This window comes from Psychroserpens mesophilus, from assembly GCF_000826645.1.
Lineage (GTDB): Bacteria > Bacteroidota > Bacteroidia > Flavobacteriales > Flavobacteriaceae > Psychroserpens > Psychroserpens mesophilus.
Window position 1 is genome coordinate 554721 of the sequence record NZ_JXJP01000008.1, and the last position, 22780, is coordinate 577500.

Here is a 22780-nt window from a genome sequence, read left to right on the forward strand (position 1 = left end):
ATGAAAAAACTGAAAATCGTAAATTTATTACGAAATCGTTATAGAAAGCTTCGATCGAATCCGAGTGGTAATAAATTTGCCAGTGAATTCGATTTTACAACCTTACCTGTTTCGCCCATAAAGTAGATTTCAATAGGCGATTCTTGCTTGACTTCATATTCAGCAATAGCTTGTCTGCATGCACCACAAGGAGGAATTGGTGTAATTGTTTGATTTATTCTCGATCCTGCAGTTAATGCCATTTTTAGCATTTTAGCTTCAGGATATTTAGCTCCTGCATAATAAATTGCAGTTCGCTCTGCACACAATCCCGAAGGATACGATGCATTTTCTTGATTATTACCTGTAACTATTTCATTATTATCTAGCAAAATTGCAGCACCAACACTAAATTTAGAATAAGGTGCATACGCATTTTTACGCGCTTGAATAGCTTTTTCCATTAAGGAAGCAATATTTGAAGGCAACTCGTTAAAGTCATCATAAACGGTTAGGGTAGATTCTATTTTAATATCCTTCATTTCATGTTGTATTAGACAAAAAAACTATTGCTTTAAGAAACAATAGTTTTTTTATTTGATATTAATACTCAATTCTAGTATTCATCATATTCATTATCTCCAAAGTTAAACACAAGAGAAAAACGTAATGTATTCTCTAAAGGACTTTGAATTTTTGATGCAGAAAACAAGTATGACAAATCAATATTTATTGTTGTGTATTTGAAACCAGCTCCTAAAGCAAAAAACTTACGTGCTCCTTTTTCTTCACTTTCATTAAAATAACCTGCTCTAAATGCAAATGAATCTTGGTAGGTGTATTCTGCTCCCAGAGACCAAGTAAATTCTTTAAGCTCTTCACTAAATCCTCCTGGAGCGTCTCCAAATGATTGAAAAATCCCTTTTCCGAAGCCTACATTATTCTCTTGACCAGCAATGATATAGTTTTCTTCTTCTTCGAGCACCTCATCTTCATCTTCCTGAAACCCTGGAGTTTCTCCACTTTCGTTATACTCGATACGAGTCCCTCGAACAGGAGGTGTAGGCACTAATAGTTTTGTCACTTCAGCAGTGACAGCTAATTTATTGTAATCGTCAAAAATAAAATCAAAACCACCACCTAGACGTAAAGTTGTTGGCAAAAAGTTTTCGCGACCACCATCATCATACTTGATTTTTGGACCTAAATTTTGAATGGCGAAACCACCTCTCCAGCGACCGTTAAAACTATCATAAGCCTCTTCTTCACTTTGGTAAAACCCTGCAATATCAACTCCAATAGAACTCGCAGCAGACGCATTAGCATCGACAGCTTGAATTCTTAAATCTGATCGCAAATAGCGAAGAGCAACAGCCATTGAAAATTGATCTGCAAGACGTAAAGAGTAGGATGCGTCAAAAGTTAATTCATTAGGTTGTTCAATGAGTGCTTCTGAAAATTCATCTTGAACGATCTCAATTTCTCCTAAACTAAAATATTTGAAGCTTACCGCAAAAGCACTACGTTCATTAAGTCTATTAAAATAGGTGAAATTTCCGAGAAAGATATCATTTACCAATCTGCTTAAATAAGGTGTATAATTGACTCCAATACCTGATTTAGATAAAGAAAAGGCATATTTTGCAGGATTCCATTGTTGTGAATTTGCATCTGCTGATGTTGCAACACCGACGTCTCCCATACCAGCTGCACGAGCATCAGAAGCAATTAATAGAAAAGGAACTCCAGTAGTTATAACTCTTGAGTCGGCACTATTAGGAATGATAACAGTTTCTTGTGCATTAGTCATGTTAAACAATGAAACTGTGATAAGGGCTAAAATGTATTTTTTCATCTGTAATTTGTTATCTTTTTAAGCAATTTTAAATCACCTAGCAATTAGGCAAATATAAATCTTTATTATAGTATTACAAGTTTTTCAATTTTTTCAACTTGTTTATTTAAACGATTAGATCTTACTTTTAGTTTATAAATATAAACACCTTTACCAATTTTATCTCCAAAATCGTCTCTGCCATCCCAAACAATATCTTTTGAAAGTGAACTTGTAACTTTACTTCCTCCATTTGTTTGTCCATTTAGAGTTCTTACCAATTTACCAGAAACTGTAAAGATCTGTACTGAAACGTCTAAAACATCAGGACTATTGTGATTGAACCAAAATTCGGTGTAATCAATAAATGGGTTGGGATAATTTAAAACATTATCAATGACCAAGTCTTGGTCTTTATCAAATACGACAAATTGAATTTCGGCAGTTGATGAATTATTATAAACATCCCAAGCTTTTAGGGACAAGGTATGTAAACCTGGTTCTAAGTCTCTAAACGGATAGCTTACCTTTCCATTTTGATAATCATCAACATTGGCTTGATAATAATCATTTAAAATAAATGGATTGGTTTCATCACCATCGATTATTGCAACAATGTCATGACCAATTCCACTAGCAGTATTAATACCGTTTTCATCAGATAATTTTGCCAAAAGCGATGGTTGTTCATTAGTAATGCCGCCAGAAACAAAATTTTCGTCATTCATAAAAAGATTAATTACAGGACCAATATTATCTTCTACTGCATTTTCATTAATTCCACCAACTTGTATATCGAAACTGGATCCAGCTCTGTTTTCTAAAGGAAGTGTTCTCATGGTATAAAAACTCACTTTACCAGGACCCACTGTAATACCGATATCTCTTGGAACGACAAATTCAAATTCAAACTCTCCGTTAGAAACCGTTGCCTGTCCTTTAAAAATAACCTCACCTAAAGTCTTGAAATCCATTACGATAGGCTGACCATTACTATTTTGATTATCATTATTTAAGGTTTGCCTGTCAATGTCCTTATCATAAACCGTTGCCGTTAATATGCCATTATAATCAGCTATCAAGTTTCCTGATTCGTTTACTACTTCACCAGATAATTTTACTTTACCTAGCGCTTGCAATACATCAGTATTTTCACCAATAGGCACATCATTAATTTTTGTTAATCTTACATCTGGTTTTGCAAAAGCTAGCTTCATTGCTGGATCACCAATAAACCAAACCAATATTTTTTGAGCGTTACTGCTAATCGCAGGATCATTTTTTGATTGGCGTAAAGCTTCTGCAACCGATGGATATTCATTAGATCCAAAAGCAAAAAGATAAGGCTCTATTACCACATTAAATGCTTCACCTAAACTCACAAAAATTTGTCTGGTAGTGGTTACTAAACCAATAGCGCCACCTTTTGTATTCCAGTATGTAAACTCTCCTGCTGTTTGTCTTAAAGGATCATCAAACTTAGTATATTCACAGGTTACTGTTATAAATAGATTATACTTACACGCATTAGCAACTTCTTTAGAATCATTTTTATCAAAAATACGTTCAGAAGCTAAGCCGTCTTCACCACCATGACCAAAGTAATTGACCACGAGAGCACCAACATCTATAGCATCTCTTATTTCCTTATTGACTAATGGGTAACGTTGACCTGCCGAAGAAGATTCTTGAAGGAATGCATCAGAATGAATCTTTACAGCATTTAAAAACGGTTTTTCTTGAGTAATGGTATTTGCAATATCATCCGTAGTTTGCTGAAGTTCTGCTTCAAAAGGTACATCTACATCATCAGAAATCATCAAAAGATTATTTCTCCAGCTCCCAAAAGAAGCTTCCGAATAATACTCATCAATTTTGTCAACTAATTGTTTCGCCTGTTGAGGTGTACTTGCTAAAATACGACCTACAGCAATATCAGCTCTGTTTGAGGTAGACATGTCGCCTTCATTATCATCCATCATGGCGTAAAAATCATCAGAAACAAATGAACTTGTAAGGCTAAAACTGTTATACGAAAACCAGGTAGGTACAATATTGGTATTATTAGCTATCCTGTTTTTGTAATCAAAAGATGCATCTCCAAAAAGACATAAATACTTTAATCTTTTATCTGGCGAACTTGCATTATGATAAACATATCTCACGAAATTTCTAATGCCACCGATATCTTGATTTCCAGAACTAAACTCTTTGTAAATTTGATTCAGTGTGACAACTTTAACATTTAAATTGTATTGCTGTCTGTTAATTTCGGCCAATCGTTCTGCCTGCGATAACAAATTATTAGGAGTAACAATAATGTAGTCTATATCTTGGAATTCGCCTTGATTATTTTTAAAAATAGTGCCTTTAAGGTTCTGGTTACTTACAAAGGAATTTCCATCTCTCAACGGCTGAAAAAAGTTTTGATTACCAATAGCGATATAATGTTTAAGACTACCCGAAATTGCCTTAAATCTAAAATTTGAATCTTGGTTTTCGTTTGATATGCTCGTTACATTATATTTATCTGTAATATCCCAAACCTCTTTCACATTCGAAGCGTTAGCCAAAGCATATTCTACGATTCCATCTGAGGTTGCCACTGTATTATTTTTAAAACGCAACTGTCCACCAGTATAAGTCAGCGCTCTTGTAGCTTCAACAGAAACGTAATCTAAATATCCTAAGGATGAAGGCACGCCACTGTTGTTATATGTTATATTGACATTTACTTCAGAAGATGTTATAGGAATATTTCCTTGATATGCTCCTCCAGTAGCCAATATACCATCAGTTAAACCTATTGGAGAAATGGTTCCAACATCTGCTGAATTTACTTTGATTTGCATGGAGGTTTGCACATCAGATATCGCAGCTACATAAACCTTAACTTTTGCTGGCTCAGTAGTAACAACATTTGGAAAACTGAACGTAAATGTTTTTTCGTTATCAATATCAAAACGATCTCCGAACCATCGTCTTCCTAATTTACCTATGTTAAACTCGTCAACCTCATGAAATCTATAATCTTGAAATGTATCAATTGTATAGTCTGGGTTTTGATTAGGTTGGATTGCTGTTTCGATACGTTTTCCGTAAGAGCCTCCAAAATTAACATAGTAATTAGCTCTATTAGTGTAAGGATTAATATTGGTGTTAATCTCTCCATTTTCAACATTACCTGTTGGTCCTTCAGCATAAAATAAGATATAATCTTCATCATTAAATACACCGTCATTTTCGCCAACAAACTTAATTGCATTTTCGGTAAGGTCTATTGGGTAAAATGCATTATTTGGCATTGGTAGCATGGCACCACCATTTCCGTAAATTTTGATAGTTCTCGGATCTACATCAGTGTTAACACCAATATCTTGTAAAAAACTTTTAGTTATTTTAAAAACACCTGAATTCTCAACATAAAAGCGTCTCCAACTACCAGAGTTCAAAACAGAATTGACAATTTCCTGACTATTAGATGCACTTCTGTTAGATGATGAAGCTAAAGAATAATTTATTGTGAATGATGTAATCTTTTTAAATATTCCGTTGTCATTAATAATCGGACTAACCTTAAGAAAAGCATATGATTTATTTCTATCAATAGAATTAGATAACTTTGCTTTAATAGAATTTGGTATTAAATCTTTCGATAACGCTTTTAGCTCGCTAACTGAGATAACTTCATACGAAATATTAGACACAATAAGAGAGTTCTCATTTAGTAATGTATTGGTTTCCCATTGAGACACAAAATGTAAACCTTCTGAATCGCTGTAGTTATAATTTTCCTTATTGAATCCAGGCAATTCAAATTGATAAGAAGAAGTTTCTAGTGTTCTTGTACCATCCCATTGAATTACAAATTGTCTTTGTTGAGTAAAAGCGAATGTACTGCACAAGATAAAAGAAATAAATAACAGTTTTTTCATAGTATAAATAACGACTATAATATCATGTTATTATAGTGTTTCAATTTTTTATTCAAAATTACAACAATATTTGATTTAACCAACCGTTATTAAAGTCAAAATACATCGATTAACTGAGTAAAAGTCCGTTATATTGCATAAAAAACAGGATGAAATGCAACTTTTTTTAAATCTATTTGCCAAAAAATGTTGTTAATTTACCTTTAATTGCTATATTGCGTCTCTAAAATTTAATTAGCTTACTTAAAAGTATGGATATGAAAAACGTCTTAAACCTAAGGATACTATTAGCCCTAATGATATCTTTAACAATTGTTGGTTGTAGCAGAAACTCTTCAGACAAGAACAGTTCAAGAGCCACAGGATGGAAAATTAATGACAAAAATGGTGGTTTTCAATACAATGACAAATTCCAAGAACAAGAAACAAGTCCTGGTTTAGTTTTTATTGAAGGTGGAACGTTTACAATGGGTAAAGTTCAAGATGATGTTATGCATGATTGGAACAATACACCTAACCAACAACATGTGCAGTCCTTTTACATGGATGAAACAGAAGTCACAAACAAGATGTACACAGAATATCTTGATTATATCAAAAGAGTTTATCCTCCAGAAGAAGATAACTACAGATTAATTTATCAAGGTGCTTTACCTGACACTTTAGTATGGAGAAACAGATTAGGATACGCCGAAATGATGACAGAAAATTATTTACGTCATCCTGGCTACGGAGAATATCCTGTAGTTGGCGTAAGCTGGATTCAAGCTGTAGAGTTTGCTAATTGGAGAACTGACAGAGTGAATGAACTTTATCTTGAAAACGCAGGTTACATTGAAAGAGACGCAAAATTAACTGCTAGTGCTGATAGTAATTTTAATACCGATACGTATTTAAATGCTCCAACTTTAACTTATGGAGGAAATGACAGTATTATAAATCCGGAAAAATCTAGAAAAAGAGTCCAAGTTACTGCGGCTGGAGACACTATAAATAACTATGCCAGAAGAGAATCTGGTATTATTTCTCCTGATTATAGACTTCCAACGGAAGCAGAATGGGAATATGCTGCCTTAGGAATGAGTGAATTAAGGAGTTTTAATGTGTATAGAGGTCGTAAAAAATATCCATGGGATGGTCAGTATACACGTTCAGGTAAAAGAAAAACCAAAGGTGATCAATTAGCAAACTTTAAACAAGGTAAAGGTGATTATGGTGGAATTGCAGGTTGGTCAGACGATGGTGCTGATATTACTGCACAGGTAATGAGCTACGAACCAAATGATTACGGTTTATATGATATGGCTGGAAATGTTGCAGAATGGGTTGCCGATGTGTATCGACCAATTGTTGATGATGAATTTAGTGACTTTAACTATTACAGAGGTAACGTGTACACTAAAAACGCAATTAATGAAGATGGAACTGTAAAAGTTGTAACTCCAGATGAAATTGTATTTGATACATTAAGTAACGGTCAAGTAGTTGCCAGAAATTTACCTGGTGAAATATTACAAGTTCCTGTTGACGAAGATGAAACATACTTAAGAACAAACTTCGACAGAAGTGATAACAGAAACTTTAGAGATGGAGATGCAAGATCGTCTAGAAGTTACGCAACAGATTTTGATGAAGAAGAAGATGGTGTAGATGCAGAAGCGGCTATGACAAGAAAAATGTATAATTCTCCGAAACATAACATTCAAAGAGATTCTACAGGACAAGTAATTAAAGAATATGACACTTCAAACCAAAGAACGTCAATGATTAATGATGAAGTAAGAGTTTACAAAGGTGGATCTTGGAGAGATAGAGCATATTGGATTGATCCTGCACAACGTCGATATTTCCCACAAGATATGGCTACAGATTACATTGGATTTAGATGTGCAATGTCTAGAGTAGGTTCAAAATCCCAAGGCGGAAAGAAACGAAATTAATATATCTATTTATTACAAATAAAAAAGTCCTAACTATAAACGTTAGGACTTTTTTATTTAAATTTATTTTATGACAATAGAACAAATTTATAAGGCATTTTTGGAGTGCGACTCCATATCTACAGATACAAGAAAAATTAATTCCGGCTGCATGTTTTTTGCTTTAAAAGGAGATAATTTTAATGGAAATATGTTTGCTTTAGAAGCTTTAAAAAAAGGAGCTAGTTATGTGATTATTGACGAAAAACAGTATGCAAAACATGACCATTGTATTTTGGTTGAAAATGTATTACATACTCTTCAAGCATTAGCCACTCACCATAGAAAGAAATTGGACATACCAATCATAGCTCTAACAGGCAGTAATGGCAAAACCACCACCAAAGAATTGATAAATGCAGTTTTATCTACTACTTATAAAACCTCTGCTACCAAAGGAAATTTAAATAACCATATTGGAGTACCTCTAACCCTTTTAGAGTTTAAAGCTGATACTGAAATTGGCATAGTTGAAATGGGAGCAAATCATCAAAAAGAAATAGAATTTCTATCCAATATAGCACTTCCAGACTACGGATTGATCACTAATTTTGGAAAAGCACATTTAGAGGGCTTCGGAGGCATTGAAGGTGTTATTAAAGGGAAATCAGAATTATACGACCATCTTAAATCACATCAAAAAACTATTTTTGTTAACGATAATGATCAAACTCAGATAGAACAAATCGGTAATTACAAAAAAGTTATTCGTTTTGGCTCTAATATGAAAATGTTAAGCGCACAACCTTTCGTAGTATTGCAATTTAATAAGATAAAAATTGTAACCCATTTAACTGGAGCCTATAATTACAACAACATAGCTGTAGCCATTGCTGTAGGAGGATATTTTAAAGTAGATGATGATTCCATCTCAAAAACAATTGCAAATTATATCCCTTCAAATAATCGTTCTCAGATTATAGAAAAAGGATCAAATCAAATTATTTTAGATGCTTACAATGCTAATCCAACAAGTATGATGGCTGCATTGGATAATTTTGGAAATTTAAACAGTTCTGAAAAAGTAGCCATTCTTGGAGATATGTTTGAATTAGGAGAAGCGTCTCATATGGAACATCAATCCATTTCAGATTATTCACAGAAGTTTGACATCAATAATATTTTCTTAGTGGGAAAGCTCTTTTTTGAAACGGTGAATCATTCAGATAAAATAAAACGTTTTAAGTCTTTTGAAGACTTAAAAACAGAATTAGCGAACAATCCGTTAAATAATAAATATCTACTTATTAAAGGCTCTAGAGGCATGGCATTGGAAAGAGTATTGGATGTATTATAAGTGTAATTGAATTTGCCTTTTTAAACCTCCTTGATGAGAATATTTTAACTTTTATAAATAAAAAAATCCATACTTTAATATGGATTTCAAATTTCATGTGGGTCATACTGGATTCGAACCAGTGACTTCTACCCTGTCAAGGTAACACTCTGAACCAACTGAGTTAATGACCCTATTCAATAAAACTAAAAAAGTTCGCATATGATGCGAACTTTTTTGTAGTTGTGGGCGCGAAGGGATTCGAACCCCTGACCCCTTGGGTGTAAACCAAGTGCTCTGAACCAACTGAGCTACGCGCCCTTATTATTGGACTGCAAATATAGTCTAGATTTTTAATTAGCAAAAGCTTTTTATAAAAAAAATTAAATTATTTCTGCTACAACAAAAGTACTTCCTCCAACATAAATCAAATCTTCTGCTTTTGAGTTTTGCTTAGCAGAATTAAGTGCTTCATTTACCGTCATATAACACTGACCTTTAAAGCCATTGTTTTCAAATTTTTCTCTTAGCTTATTTACATCCATTCCTCTTGGAATATCAGGTTTACAAAAATAATACCTTGCGTCTATTGGCAAAATAGGCAATATAGAATCCAAGTCTTTATCATTTACTACTCCAAAAACCATATGAAGCGCATCAAATTTCTCTTCTCCTAATTGTCTCATCACATAAGTCAGTCCTTCTTTATTGTGAGCAGTATCACATATAATTTTAGGTTGTTCTTGTAACACTTGCCAACGACCTTTTAAAGTTGTGTTTTTTGTAACATTTTTTAAGCCTTGGATTAATTCATTATCAGAGATTTTAAATCTCTTTTGAGTATTTAAGACTTTTATAGATTGTACAACCGTTTTAATGTTGTGTTTTTGATAACTTCCTTTTAAATCACTTTTAAAATTTTGTGTTACTAACTGATCAGCAAAATAAATTTCTGAAGCATTTTTTTTTGCTGTATTAATAAATACATCTTTAGTTTCTTTCTGTGTTTCTCCTATGACCACAGGAATATTAGGCTTTATAATTCCCGCTTTTTCTGAAGCGATAGCTTGATAAGTAGTTCCTAAAAATTGGGTGTGATCAAAACCAATATTTGTAATTACTGAAACTTCCGGAGTAATAATGTTTGTTGAGTCTAACCGACCTCCTAAACCAACTTCAATTATAGCAATATCAACCTTTTGCTTAGAAAAATAATCGAAAGCCATACCAACAGTCATTTCAAAAAAGGACAATTCATTTTGTTTAAAAAAAGACAAGTTTCTTTTGATAAATCCGATAACAAACTGCTTACTGACTTCTTTGCCATTAATTTTAATACGTTCTCTAAAATCTTTTAAATGTGGAGACGTGTAAAGTCCAACTTTGTATCCAGCCTCCTGAAGTACCGAAGCCAGCATATGACTTGTAGAGCCTTTGCCATTAGTTCCTGCAATATGTATGCTTTTAAAAAAACGTTGAGGATGATTTAAATGCTTAGCTAAAAGAAGAGTATTTGACAAATCGACTTTATATGCAGATTTACCTTGATGTTGGTACATAGGCAACTGCTTGAACATCCAATTTACAGTCTCTTGATAGTTCATCAATTTGTAGGTGTAAAGTTGACACTTACTTTACCGTATTGTCGAGTAGGAGCTTTGGAGTCTGCTGGCCATTTATAGGACATCGCGATTTTTTTTGCTTGAGCTTTCAAACAAGATGTTGCATTATTACTTCCTTTAACACCTGGAGTAGCCTCAATAACTTGACCGTTACGGTTTACAACAATATCAACAACTATTAAACCATATTCGTTTTCGCAACCATCATAAAGGATATAATTAGGTGTTCCTCTTCCATTTAAACCATAGCCTACACCTCCATTTCCCGAACCTGGAGTGCCTTTATAAGGTGCATACGGACTTCCATCTAAATCACCTTTATCTCCAGGACCATCACCTGGACCTTCACCATCTTTTGTAGGTCCATCAGATTTAGTAACGCCTCCAATAAGTGCATCGAGTTTATCCTTTTTCTCTTGTTCCTCCTTAGCTTTACGTTCTTCTTCAGCTTGTTTTATTTGCTTAAGACGCTCAGCTTCAGCTTTGACTTTTGCCTCAGCATCTTTTGCTTTTTTAATAGCTATCGCTTCAGCAGATTCATTAGTTAATACATCTTCAGATTTACTATTAGATGCTGTGGTTTTTTCGGGCTGAGCTTTATCTGCTTGAGTATCTTCTTTCGAGATATCTTTTGTAGGTCTTGATTTTATAGGTTCAGTAGGTTGAATGTTTCCTGAACCAACTGGAGAATTTCCAAAATTAATTGCAACACCATATTCTTCTGGTGGATCCATATATGGAGGACCAACCACAAACAATAATAATACAAGAATTACAACAATAAGTGCTGTAATTTTTGCTGAATTACGTTCGTGTTTTGTTTTTAGGTATTTCATAGAGTTCCTACTGCAAACTTTATTCCGAAAAAAATTAATTATTTGGTTTTACAGCCAAAATGACTTTAAACTTATTACGGTTAGCGATATCCATCACTGTTACAACATTTTCGACTGGTACTGATTTTTCGGCACGTAAGACTATCGTTGGCTGTTCTTGACCTGAGAGCATGGTGATTAATTCTGATTCAAGCATACTTCCACCAACTAATTTTTGATCGATATAGTAGTTAAGATCTTTAGTAATGCTTACCGCAACAGATTGTTTATTTTCAGTTTTTCCACTAGCCTGAGGTAACAAAATATCAATAGCATTCGTTGTGACCAATGTAGAAGCAAGCATAAAAAATATCAATAACAAAAACACAATATCTGTCATTGAAGACATATTGAATTCTGGTTTTACTTTATTTCTACCTCTAATGTTCATTAAATTGGCTCGTTTAAGTGATCTAAAAATTCTAATGAATTTGACTCCATTTGATACACAACTTTATCGGTTCTAACCACTAAATGATTATAAGCCGTGTAGGCAACAATACCAACGATCAAACCAGCAACAGTAGTAGTCATCGCAGTATATAAACCATCAGATAATTGTTTGATATCGATTTGTCCTCCAGAATTAGCAATTTCAAAAATGGATAATATCATTCCTATTACAGTTCCAAGAAATCCAATCATTGGTGCAATACTGGATATCGTAGCTAAAACACTAACATTTTTTTCTAAGCCATATAACTCTAATCGACCAGCATTTTCTATTGCTGTATTGATGTCTTCCAACGGTTTTCCGATACGAGTAATACCTTTATTGATTAGTCGGGACACTGGCGTGTTAACCTGAGCGCAAAGCATTTGAGCAGAGTCAATTTTACCGTTACTCACGTGGTCTTTTATCTGATTCATAAAATTAGCATCTACATTTGAAGCTGCTTTAATCGCAAACAAACGTTCAAAATAAATATAAATGACTGCAATTAATAAAATGAATAATATAGCGATTATGACTTGTCCCGCTAATCCTCCGCTGCTTATCAATTCAATAATAGATAGCGTTTTTTTAGTAGATTCTGAATCAGTGAGCAATTCAGTTCCCTCTTGAATATTACTTAGTAATATCATATTAAAAAAGTATTGAAATTAATTATATTAGTGTAATAACGTCTATTTTAGTTCAAAAGTATGCAAACTATAATAATGTTCTGGTAAACATAAATGCAACTGCTCCAACTAAAAAGCCAACTAATGCAAGCCATGATATCTTTTTAATATACCAGAAGAAATCTATTTTCTCCATTCCCATAGCTACAACACCAGCTGCAGAACCTATGATTAGCATGCTTCCACCTGTTCCAGCAGAATAAGCTATAAAATGCCATAATTCATTATCAATAGGCTCAGAAAACATTCCCAAACTTGCCGCAACCAATGGTACATTATCAATTACTGCAGAACCTACGCCAAGCAATAATACTACCAAATCAGAAACTCCTTCACCATGCAATTCTGTACCGAGCATTGGCATTGTATCCTGTAATGTTCCTGCAAATCCGAATAGAATTCCGAGAGATTCTAAGGCAGCCACAGCCATTAAAATTCCGAGGAAAAATAAGATACTCGGCAATTCAATCTTAGATAATGAATGGTGAACCGGACTATGGCTAGAATGTTCTTTGTGTTCATCTGAATCAATACCAGAAAGTGCAAATTTCGAATTGCTATAAATTTCAGCAAAAATGGCTACAACACCTAGGGCTAACATCATACCAACATAAGGAGGTAAATGCGTTACTGTTTTAAAAATTGGTACAGAAATAATCCCTCCGAGTCCAAGATAAAGCATTGTAGAACTAAACTTACTTTTAGGTTTGTCTGTGTCAACTTCTACTTTTTCTAAGGTTCCTTTAAACGCTGGCATAAACGAAGCAATAAAGGTAGGCACCAACATACATAATAGAGAAGGCACAAATAAGTATGCAAAAAGGTGTCCTGTAGTCACTTTTTTGCCAATCCACAACATGGTAGTTGTCACATCCCCAATTGGCGACCATGCACCACCAGCGTTGGCTGCAATAATAATTAAACCTGCATACCAGATACGAACATCTCTATCTTTTACAATTTTTTGAAGAATAGAAATGAGAACAATAGTTGCCGTTAAGTTATCGATAATTGCAGATAAGACAAACGCTAATATTGCGAAAATCCATAGAATTTTACGCTTACTATTCGTTTTTATAAAACTCTTTATTGTTGAAAAGCCATCGAAATAATCAATGATTTCAACAATCGTCATTGCACCTAATAAAAACACAAGAATTTCAGCAGTTTTACCCAAATGATGTAGCAAGGTTTCTTCCATAATATGCATCTTGCTCTCATGACCTAAAGACGCAAAACCATCAACTAAACCATGATTTGCAGAATCAAACCATTGAGTAAACGAATCAATTCCTAAAGAAATAAGTGCCCAACTAATAGCCATCATGACCAAAGCAGGAATTAACTTATCAATTTTTATGCTATGCTCTACTGTTATGGCTAAATAGCCCAATACAAAAACTAAAATTATAATTGTTTCCATAGGTATCTTTAAATAAGTTGACTTAATGCGATTTCAAAAGCAGTGGCACTCACTCCTGTCTTTGTGTTATTGGTTGCGTAAACATTTTTAATAGCTTTATTAATGATTTCAGACGTATCATTAAAGATAGCCTCATCTGTCATTTGAACTTTTCGTTCCATGAAATAGGCAAACACTCTTGCCATTCCACAATTTGAAATAAAATCGGGAATAAGACTTACTTTATTATCTGTATGTTCCATGATTGGACCGAAAAATATTTCTTTATCTGCAAATGGCACATTTGCTCCACAGGAAATCACTTCTAAACCAGTTTCAATCATGTTATCAATTTGGTCTTGCGTTATTAATCTAGAAGCTGCACAAGGTGTGAAAACCTCAGTTTGAAGTGACCATATTTTCTGATTAATCTCTTCAAAAGGAATGAGATTATCACTGATTAATGTGTTCCCATTTTTCTTTAAGTAAAGTTCTGTAATCTCATCAAAAGTGAATCCTTCTTCATTGATTAACCCTCCTACTCTATCAATAATCCCAACGACTTTTGCTCCCATTTGAGCTAAGTAAAAAGCTGCTGCTGCACCAACATTTCCAAAGCCCTGAACCACAGCTCGTTTTCCAACAATAGAATCACCATGAACGTTATAAAAATGTTTAGCGGCTTCAGCCACGCCAAAACCAGTAATCATATCTGCAACTGTATATTTTCTGGCAACGCTAGGCGAATATTTTGGGTTTTCTATAACTTTTATTACTCCATGTCGAAGCTGTCCTATACGATTGATTTTATCGGCTTGAGTTGGTTTGAAATGCCCTTCAAAAACACCTTCTTGCGGATGCCACACACCACTTTCTTCAGTGATTGGAATAACTTCATGAATTTCATCTACATTTAAATCACCACCTGTTCCGTAATAGCTTTTTAGCAATGGAGAAACGGCCTGGTACCAACGTTCTAAAACACCCTTTTTTCTTGGGTCTTGAGGATCGAAGTTTATACCTGATTTTGCACCACCAATTGCAGGACCTGAAACCGTGAATTTTACTTCCATGGTTTTGGCTAAAGACAATACTTCATTCATATCGAGTCCTTTACGCATTCTTGTTCCGCCTCCTGCTGCTCCTCCTCTCAGAGAATTAATTACTGTCCAACCTTCGGCTTCAGTTTCAGGATCTTTCCAGTTAAAAACAATTTCAGGAGCTTTGTCTTCGTACTTTTGAAGTAAGTCTTTCATTAAGATAGTTAGTTATATTTCAGCAAATATAAAAAACAAAAAATGGCTTTAAAAAGTAAAGCCATTTTATTATTGTTAAAAGATATTAAATTTTATTTCAAGATTAGTTTTCCGTATTTATGCATCTCTTTTCCAATGGCATAGATATAAAAAACCTTATCTGAAACCTGTAAGGTTTGCGTAGGTGCAAAGTCGGTATATTCTTTGGCTCCTCCTGTTTTACTATTCCAAAATGGAGTCGTGACTATATTACCTTCAGCGTCAAAAGAATGTAAAACAATTGCCTTAGCATTGATCTTATCATAACCCATAACTATCTTTTTATCTTTCAAGATAGATTCCTTTTCATTGGCTAAAATAAATAGCTCACCATGACTTAAAAACGGGTAAAATGAACCTACTATTTCCATTCTGTTCATGTACTCTTCTCCATAACTTATAGGTACTTCATAAGCCACGTTGCCATCAATATCGAACTTTATAACAATTCCTGGTCCGAACCTATGTTTATAATTATATTCAAAATTTTTACCTTCAATCGCTTCGCTATCTTTAGAATAACAATCTCCAATAAGATAAATGGCTTCATTATCGATTAAAATATCCTTCACTTTTAAATCAATATAACCTTTTCCTAAAACACGTTTTATCGTTTCTTTTGCCCATTCTTGATTTTTAACAAGTTTTCCTTCAGTAATATTATAGATAAAAAAGCTGCTGTCTTTTGCTCCACCGACCGAAATAGCCGGTTTAGCATTATCTGTTGCAAAACCTATGAGATACTGAGAATGATTAAACGTGATCACTTTACTATCTGAAATGTAAAATCCTTCAGCTGAAGCTTGTTGCTCCTTAACATCGTTACCATTAATTGTTATAATAGTCGTTATCGGATTCTTTTTAGACGTATCAGTTTTTTTAATAATAGTAACTATGTTATCATGTTCAACAAAAAGATTTTCATTATAAGCTCGATCACTTTCAAAAGACAAGGTTTGAGAGGTTTCTGTAAGCTTCTTTAAATTCTCATCAAAAGTAAGGACATCAATAGCTTCGTTCGTTTTCTTTTCAAATGGTTGATTAACCAAAACAGCAAACTTGCTTGCATCAGAAGAACTTGCTATTTCAAAAAAACCTGAATTATTTACTTTTTCAATTGGCAGAGTAAATAATTCTATAACGTCTGAAATCTGATGCGTTTCATTATTATAAATTTGAGCATACAACGCATTCTTACCATCCTTTTTAACTGCTACATGAGAAAAGAAATACAATTTATTATTACCCTCAATAACTTTTAAAAGCGTTGCATCTTTTTGAGAGCGCATTGGCAATTTAAAATCTATGGATGACAATGGAGAACCTGATGCATCGAACTTTGTGATATAGATAATTTTAGGTGCATAAAACTGAGATCCTAATTCTTCAATACTGTACACTGTGAATCCAGATTCTGAGGGAAATACCATTACAGGGTTTTGCGATCCTACAACTGTGCTATTAGAATGTTCTGCCCATTCAAAACTAGCTAATTCTTCCTCTTGAGCTTGTAAAGTAAATGCACTAATAAATATGCAAATACCAAAAAATAAATACTTCATATTAATGCGCAAAGTGTGCGTTGTATTCATTAACAATTTTCAGAATACTTAAGATTCTGTATCCTTCTTCTTTATCCTTAATTTTTTTAGCTAATTCTGGATAATCAGAAACATACTTGCTCATCACATTCTTAAAACTAAATATTACCTTAGATGAGGCAAACTTTAGATAATCATCTCCATCTTTAACGGCTAAAACTTCCGTTTGAATTTTAGTACCATCAAAATCTAAAGAAACCTCTGTGTTTCCTTTTTTAGAAAGTGTCATTTCTGCTCCTTTATCATCTTCCACTCTAATGTAGTAATCAAAAAGACTTATTTTACCATCGACTGTTCTCAATAAAAATACTTTTGTTTTTCCGCTTAAACCTTCGTAAGGATGCGTCTCATAATAGTCATTTTCAATTTTATAAGCCTTCAAATCTTCTGGGTCATACACGACTGGCTTATCATCTAAAGTCTTGAAAAATTTAACTTTACGCTGACTTTTAATTTTGAGGAATCGTTTTAAATAGCCTTCAATTTTCTCACCTTTATTGGTAATCACGTAACCCGGTAATTTTTCGGATACATCTTCCCAATTGTCATCAATTTGAGAAAAACCGAAACTTGACATTAAAACTGCAACTACTAATACTAAATGTTTCATTTAAAATAAGATTTTATAATTTATCCTTGTGCTTACAAAACTTAAGCCAAAGTGTACAAATGTAATTAATTACTTTCTGTAAAAACATTAATATGAATGAATAATACCCGAAGAATGATTATGCTTAGCTCCTGTAACACTTGCCAAACAATTGATCTCATTTCTCAATCTAAGAACACCGAGAAGTCCGAAAATAAGCGCCTCTTTATATTCAATGATAGCTTCGGAAGGAATAATGATTTTATTCTGACTCAGATCTTTCAAACGATTCATAAGAAAAGTATTGTAAACACCTCCACCTGTTACTAAAACTGAAGCCTTTGCGTTCTGTTTCAAGATTGTATTAATTTGAATCGCAATATGCTCAACAACTGTTCTTAAAACATCTTTAATTTCTAGTTGATACGTGTCAATCATTGGAATGACTTTAGAATTGATCCATTCTAAGCCTAATGATTTCGGAAAATTTTGATGATAAAACTCTAAAGTATTTAGCTGTTTTAGCAGTGAGAGGTTTAGTTTTCCTTGAGAAGCTAAGTTTCCGTTGTTATCGTACTCCAAATTAATTTTCTTACAATAATAGTTTAACACAATGTTTACCGGACAAATATCGAATGCGATGCGACTAGACTCATTTTCAAATGAAATATTAGCAAAGCCACCAAGATTAAGGCAGTAGTCGTATTCTGGAAACAAGAGCCGATCTCCTATTGGAACCAATGGCGCTCCTTGTCCGCCAAGTCTAACATCCTGAACTCTAAAGTCACAAACAACTGTATGGCCAGTTAATTTTGTAATCTTCTGTAAATTACCAATTTGATAGGTTAAGCCCTTTTCAGGCTGATGCAAAGCAGTATGACCATGAGTACATATGGCATCAATAGTATTTAATTGATATTTTTCAATGAACTTAGAGATGATTTCGGATAAATAGGTGGTATAATCTTCATCAATCTGCTTTATAGTTTCTATATGGTAATTGACAAGATTCGATAATTTGTCTTTCCATTCTTCAGTATAAGAAACCGTTTCAGCATTATGAATTTTAAATGCCCAGACATCATTAGCTTCAAAACTGATGTAAGCTAAATCAATTCCGTCCAGAGATGTTCCAGACATCACGCCAATGACATTATACTTTGATTTTATCATATTCAGTAAAAATAACAATACTGATTGAAAATATGCTAATAAAGAGTTATCTTTGACATCATTTTTTATCAAATCAATAATTATAAATTACTATGGATTTTAGTTTAACTGAAGAACACATTATGATTCGCGACGCAGCTCGTGATTTCGCACAAACCGAATTACTTCCAGGCGTTATAGAACGTGATAATACACAAACATTTCCTCAAGAAATTGTTCGTAAAATGGGTGAACTTGGGTTTATGGGAATCATGGTTGATCCTAAATATGGTGGAAGCGGCATGGATGCTATTTCTTACGTGCTTGTTATGGAAGAACTATCAAAAATTGATGCATCTGCATCAGTTATGGTTTCGGTTAATAATTCGTTGGTTTGTTATGGGCTTGAAGCTTTTGGTAGTGAAGAACAAAAACAAAAGTATCTTACAAAATTGGCTACTGGAGAATATTTAGGTGCGTTTTGTTTGAGTGAACCCGAAGCAGGTAGTGATGCTACATCTCAAGCAACTACTGCTATTGATAAAGGAGATCATTATGTCATTAACGGAACAAAAAACTGGATCACGAATGGAGGTCGTAGTGATGTTTATTTAGTCATTGCGCAAACCGATAGAGATAAAGGTCATAGAGGAATTAATGCTTTTATAGTTGAAAAAGGTATGGAAGGATTTGATATAGGACCAAAAGAAGATAAATTAGGAATTAGAGGAAGTGACACGCATACTTTACAATTTAATGACGTAAAAGTGCCTAAAGAAAATAGAATTGGTGAAGATGGATTTGGTTTTAAATTTGCAATGAAAACGCTTTCAGGCGGGAGAATTGGTATTGCAGCGCAAGCTTTAGGAATTGCTTCTGGAGCATATGAGTTAGCTCTTAAATATTCAAAAGAACGAAAAGCCTTTGGAACAGAAATTTGCAATCATCAAGCAATTGCATTTAAATTGGCAGATATGTATACCGAAATTGAAGCAGCTCGAATGTTAGTGATGAAAGCTGCCTGGGACAAAGATCAAGGTAATAATTATGACATGTCTAGCGCGATGGCGAAATTGTATGCTAGTAAAGTAGCTATGGAACAAACAGTTGAAGCCGTTCAAATTCACGGTGGTAATGGATTTGTAAAAGAATATCATGTAGAACGATTGATGCGTGATGCAAAAATTACTCAGATTTATGAAGGAACTTCAGAAATTCAAAAAATTGTAATATCAAGAGGTGTTATTAAAGGATAAATAATCTAACTTACTATAAAAAAAGGCTTCAGAATAAAATTCTGAAGCTTTTTTTATTTTGATAATTCGTCAAGTACTAACCGTAATTCAACGTATGAATATTTGTCATCGATTTGATGCTTAAGGTCTGAAAGGCTATCAAAAGTTTTAGTTGGAATAATTGACTTTAGTTCTGAATAATGCGACTTAGATATAAGATCAATAGTTTTAACTTCTCCAGAAGGTATAAAACTAGCGAGGTGTCCATAGATTGTATTAATGGTCAATTCACGTGCGTTGGCAATTTCTTCGACAGATTTTCCAGATTGAAATAATATTAATGACTCTTTTTTAGTATTGCTTTTTTTCCGGGTTGAGTTTTGTGTATTAATACCCTTTGGATTCGGAATCGAAGTTATATTATTCGATTCACAATAGGATGTTATGACTTCAATAATTTCTAAGCCATACTTTGCTACTCGAGTTTTTCCCATACCATGAATTTCTTTTAATGCAGAAATAGTTCTAGGAAGAATTTCACACAATGCATAAAGCGTCTTTTGTGTAAAAATTTGATAGTGGATGAGACTTTCCCGATGAGCGATAGTATTTCTTAATTCACGAAGTAATTCAAAAAGTTCTGAATTAGCTAAAGCATTAATGGGGAGTTTCTTAAGTTTCTTAGGCTTTTCTTTATTTAAAAAAATAGACTTTCCTCTCAATTCTAAAAATTTGGTCGTTTCAAAACCTTCTTTCAAACCGTCAAAATAAAGATTTTTCTCAGCTAATAATTCATCTATTCTATCTAGTTGAGTTTGTATATCAGATTCAATTTTTTTATTATCTGTAATAAAAATCAATGTATTATAAGGAATCTCAATGGTCTTATTAGTCTCAGACTTAAAATAATCTAATGCTTTTAGAAACCGTTCTTGTAATTTACTATTATTTTGAGGTTCTTCAATTCCATTTGATAAGTCTAAAATCTGTAATTTAAAACTATGACAAACTTTTAGAAGTTTACTTACTGCCGTCTTTAAATTATGCAATACAGGGTCTATATTGCCTTCAATACTTCTTTTATTATTATAATAGATATCTAAAATACGATGAAATGGATAGATAAATGAATAGTAATCAAAGGTTTCTAAAATTAGCGTCAATTGAAACTCTTTTTTAGAGTCATTTAAAATAGTTTCGTCAGGTTGACTTTCTTCTGCTTGTTTATTAAAATCAATCACATTAGAATCACTAATTATATGATTTGAATTAATTTTATTTCTTAAAACCAAGCCTTCTAAACTTTTACATCTACTAATAGCTACATATGTTTGTCCGTGAGCAAATGCGCCTTGAACATCAATTATTGCTTTTTCAAAAGTTAATCCCTGGCTTTTATGAATCGTAATTGACCAAGCCAATCGCAATGGCATTTGAGAAAAAGAACCTATTACACGTTCAGAAATTGCCTTAGTATTATCATCAATGGTATAAGTAATATTTTCCCAAATTTCAGGAGTTGTAACAATATTAAAATCATCGTCAGGGCATTTTACTATCACTTCGTGCTTATCTAAGAAAATTACTATTCCTATTTTACCATTAAAAAAGCGTTTTTCAATGGAACTATCATTTTTTATAAACATGACTTGAGCACCTACTTTCAAAACTAATTCCTTTTTATTAGGACACAAATGATCAGGAAAATCACCTTCGATAATAGCATTATAGGTTTGAGATTGAGTGTTTAATTTATCAAGTTCAAACCTATTTGTTTTTTCTGCTATATTATTATGGGTAGTTAAAGATATATAGCCTTGGTTAGGCTGAGGAATAAAATCAGGTCTAAATAGTTTATTCAATTCATCTCTTGATGATTTCGACAATGAGTTAGCTCTAATTTCATTCAGTATTTTAATAAATTTAGGGTCACTTTGTCTGTAAACCTGTTTTAATTCAATAGTAATAGGATCACATTGATTATATGCCCTACTATTAAAAAAGAAAGCATTACTATAATATTCTTTTAATAAATCCCAATCATTATGTTTAACAACAGGAGAGAGTTGTTGCAAATCTCCTATCATTAAAAGTTGTACTCCTCCAAAAACAAACTTTTTATTTTTAAATTGTCGTAAAACATTGTCAATTCCATCCAGTAAATCAGCTCTCACCATACTAATCTCATCAATAACTAATAAATCTAGAGATTTAATAATACTAATCTTATTTTTAGAGAATTTTCTATTAAAATTGTTAGGCCTACTTAAATCATTGGGCAGAATGGGTCCAAATGGCAATTGAAAAAAAGAATGTATTGTAGTTCCTTTAGCATTAATAGCAGCTACTCCAGTAGGTGCTACAATAACCATACGTTTTGAAGAATTTAATTTTAACTTATGAAGAAAAGTAGTTTTACCAGTTCCTGCCTTACCTGTTAAGAAAATATTTCTATTGGTCTTATTAACAAAATTCCAAGCTAGGTCTAACTCATTATTACTAAACATCAACTATATTTAAGTGTTGTATAAATATAAAAAATGCTTTTGAATTTAGAGTATTTTCTATAACTGAATGTATGTCATTCTATTAATTTAATATCTTCTATAAATACAAAAAGCCCTTCATTATAAAAATGAAGGGCTTTAAAAAAGGCGACGACCTACTCTCCCACAAATGCAGTACCATCGGCGCAAATGGGCTTAACTTCTCTGTTCGGAATGGTAAGAGGTGAGCCCCATCGCTATAACCACCTTAAATCTTTGGTTGTTATAAATAATCAACACTAATATCTTAACATACTGAAAAAAAACATCATAAAAATAAATTGTAACTCTAAAAAAACAGGCGTACAATAAGCCTATGGGTTATTAGTACTACT

16 protein-coding genes, 2 tRNA genes and 2 rRNA genes (1 of these 20 running past the window's edge) are annotated in these 22780 nt (G+C 33.1%); 3 read left to right on the forward strand and 17 right to left on the reverse strand.

Annotated elements, in window-relative coordinates:
- Positions 1 to 38: 38 nt before the first annotated feature.
- From cdd to porU, 3 genes are all read right to left on the reverse strand, one after another.
- Positions 39 to 521, reverse strand: coding sequence for a cytidine deaminase (cdd, locus tag TD18_RS09845; protein ID WP_040251838.1), 483 nt, complete (start codon positions 519 to 521; stop codon positions 39 to 41).
- 74 nt (positions 522 to 595) lie between these two features.
- Positions 596 to 1834: a type IX secretion system outer membrane channel protein PorV gene (porV, locus tag TD18_RS09850; RefSeq protein ID WP_040251841.1), complete on the reverse strand. Its 1239-nt coding sequence runs from the start codon at positions 1832 to 1834 to the stop codon at positions 596 to 598.
- A gap of 65 nt (positions 1835 to 1899) precedes the next feature.
- Positions 1900 to 5748: a type IX secretion system sortase PorU gene (gene porU, locus TD18_RS09855; protein WP_040251844.1), complete on the reverse strand. Its 3849-nt coding sequence runs from the start codon at positions 5746 to 5748 to the stop codon at positions 1900 to 1902.
- A gap of 251 nt (positions 5749 to 5999) precedes the next feature.
- Here porU and gldJ point away from each other — a divergent pair, with 251 nt between their 5' ends.
- Both gldJ and TD18_RS09865 read left to right on the forward strand, forming a co-directional pair.
- Positions 6000 to 7688, forward strand: a complete 1689-nt coding sequence (gldJ, locus tag TD18_RS09860; protein ID WP_040251847.1) for a gliding motility lipoprotein GldJ — start codon at positions 6000 to 6002, stop codon at positions 7686 to 7688.
- A gap of 70 nt (positions 7689 to 7758) precedes the next feature.
- Positions 7759 to 9024, forward strand: coding sequence for a UDP-N-acetylmuramoyl-tripeptide--D-alanyl-D-alanine ligase (locus TD18_RS09865; protein ID WP_040251850.1), 1266 nt, complete (start codon positions 7759 to 7761; stop codon positions 9022 to 9024).
- A 98-nt stretch (positions 9025 to 9122) separates the two neighbouring features.
- On the opposite strand, the gene TD18_RS09870 is transcribed toward TD18_RS09865, so the two are convergent.
- The 11 genes from TD18_RS09870 to TD18_RS09920 all read right to left on the reverse strand — a co-directional run bounded on the left by TD18_RS09870 (position 9123) and on the right by TD18_RS09920 (position 18685).
- Positions 9123 to 9197 (reverse strand) — tRNA-Val (locus TD18_RS09870).
- Positions 9198 to 9249: 52 nt separating this feature from the next.
- Positions 9250 to 9324, reverse strand: a tRNA-Val gene (locus TD18_RS09875).
- Positions 9325 to 9386: 62 nt separating this feature from the next.
- A complete protein-coding gene (locus TD18_RS09880) occupies positions 9387 to 10607 on the reverse strand; it encodes a bifunctional folylpolyglutamate synthase/dihydrofolate synthase (protein ID WP_040251853.1) in 1221 nt (406 codons plus the stop codon).
- On the reverse strand, positions 10607 to 11461 hold the full coding sequence (locus tag TD18_RS09885; RefSeq protein WP_040251855.1) for a hypothetical protein: 855 nt from the start codon (positions 11459 to 11461) through the stop codon (positions 10607 to 10609). The genes TD18_RS09880 and TD18_RS09885 overlap by 1 nt, the downstream gene beginning before the upstream one ends.
- Before the next feature lie 34 nt (positions 11462 to 11495).
- Complete coding sequence (locus TD18_RS09890) at positions 11496 to 11891, reverse strand: ExbD/TolR family protein (protein WP_040251857.1); 396 nt, start codon at positions 11889 to 11891, stop codon at positions 11496 to 11498.
- Positions 11891 to 12586, reverse strand: coding sequence for a MotA/TolQ/ExbB proton channel family protein (locus TD18_RS09895; protein WP_040251859.1), 696 nt, complete (start codon positions 12584 to 12586; stop codon positions 11891 to 11893). Before TD18_RS09895 ends, TD18_RS09890 begins: the two co-directional genes overlap by 1 nt.
- Positions 12587 to 12653: 67 nt before the next feature.
- The gene (gene nhaD, locus TD18_RS09900) at positions 12654 to 14048 is read right to left on the reverse strand and encodes a sodium:proton antiporter NhaD (protein WP_040251861.1); all 1395 of its coding nucleotides are present in this window, start codon (positions 14046 to 14048) and stop codon (positions 12654 to 12656) included.
- Between the two features lie 8 nt (positions 14049 to 14056).
- A complete protein-coding gene (locus TD18_RS09905) occupies positions 14057 to 15283 on the reverse strand; it encodes a Glu/Leu/Phe/Val dehydrogenase dimerization domain-containing protein (protein WP_040251864.1) in 1227 nt (408 codons plus the stop codon).
- Between the two features lie 92 nt (positions 15284 to 15375).
- On the reverse strand, positions 15376 to 16884 hold the full coding sequence (locus TD18_RS09910) for a hypothetical protein (protein ID WP_040251866.1): 1509 nt from the start codon (positions 16882 to 16884) through the stop codon (positions 15376 to 15378).
- Position 16885: 1 nt separating this feature from the next.
- The gene (locus tag TD18_RS09915) at positions 16886 to 17533 is read right to left on the reverse strand and encodes a hypothetical protein (protein WP_040251869.1); all 648 of its coding nucleotides are present in this window, start codon (positions 17531 to 17533) and stop codon (positions 16886 to 16888) included.
- Between the two features lie 87 nt (positions 17534 to 17620).
- Positions 17621 to 18685 (reverse strand): anhydro-N-acetylmuramic acid kinase, encoded by a 1065-nt coding sequence (locus TD18_RS09920; RefSeq protein WP_040251872.1) that lies wholly within the window; start codon positions 18683 to 18685, stop codon positions 17621 to 17623.
- 92 nt (positions 18686 to 18777) lie between these two features.
- Between TD18_RS09920 and TD18_RS09925 the strand changes: the two genes are divergently transcribed.
- Entirely contained in the window at positions 18778 to 19920 is a 1143-nt protein-coding gene (locus TD18_RS09925) for an acyl-CoA dehydrogenase (RefSeq protein ID WP_040251875.1), read from the forward strand.
- A 53-nt stretch (positions 19921 to 19973) separates the two neighbouring features.
- Here the strand turns inward: TD18_RS09925 and TD18_RS09930 are convergent, their stop codons facing one another.
- The 3 genes from TD18_RS09930 to TD18_RS09940 form a co-directional block, all read right to left on the reverse strand.
- Complete coding sequence (locus tag TD18_RS09930; RefSeq protein ID WP_040251877.1) at positions 19974 to 22406, reverse strand: helix-turn-helix domain-containing protein; 2433 nt, start codon at positions 22404 to 22406, stop codon at positions 19974 to 19976.
- 142 nt (positions 22407 to 22548) lie between these two features.
- Positions 22549 to 22656: ribosomal RNA gene (gene rrf / locus TD18_RS09935) — 5S ribosomal RNA — on the reverse strand.
- Positions 22657 to 22749: 93 nt separating this feature from the next.
- Positions 22750 to 22780: ribosomal RNA gene (locus TD18_RS09940) — 23S ribosomal RNA — on the reverse strand; it runs 2788 nt beyond the window's last position.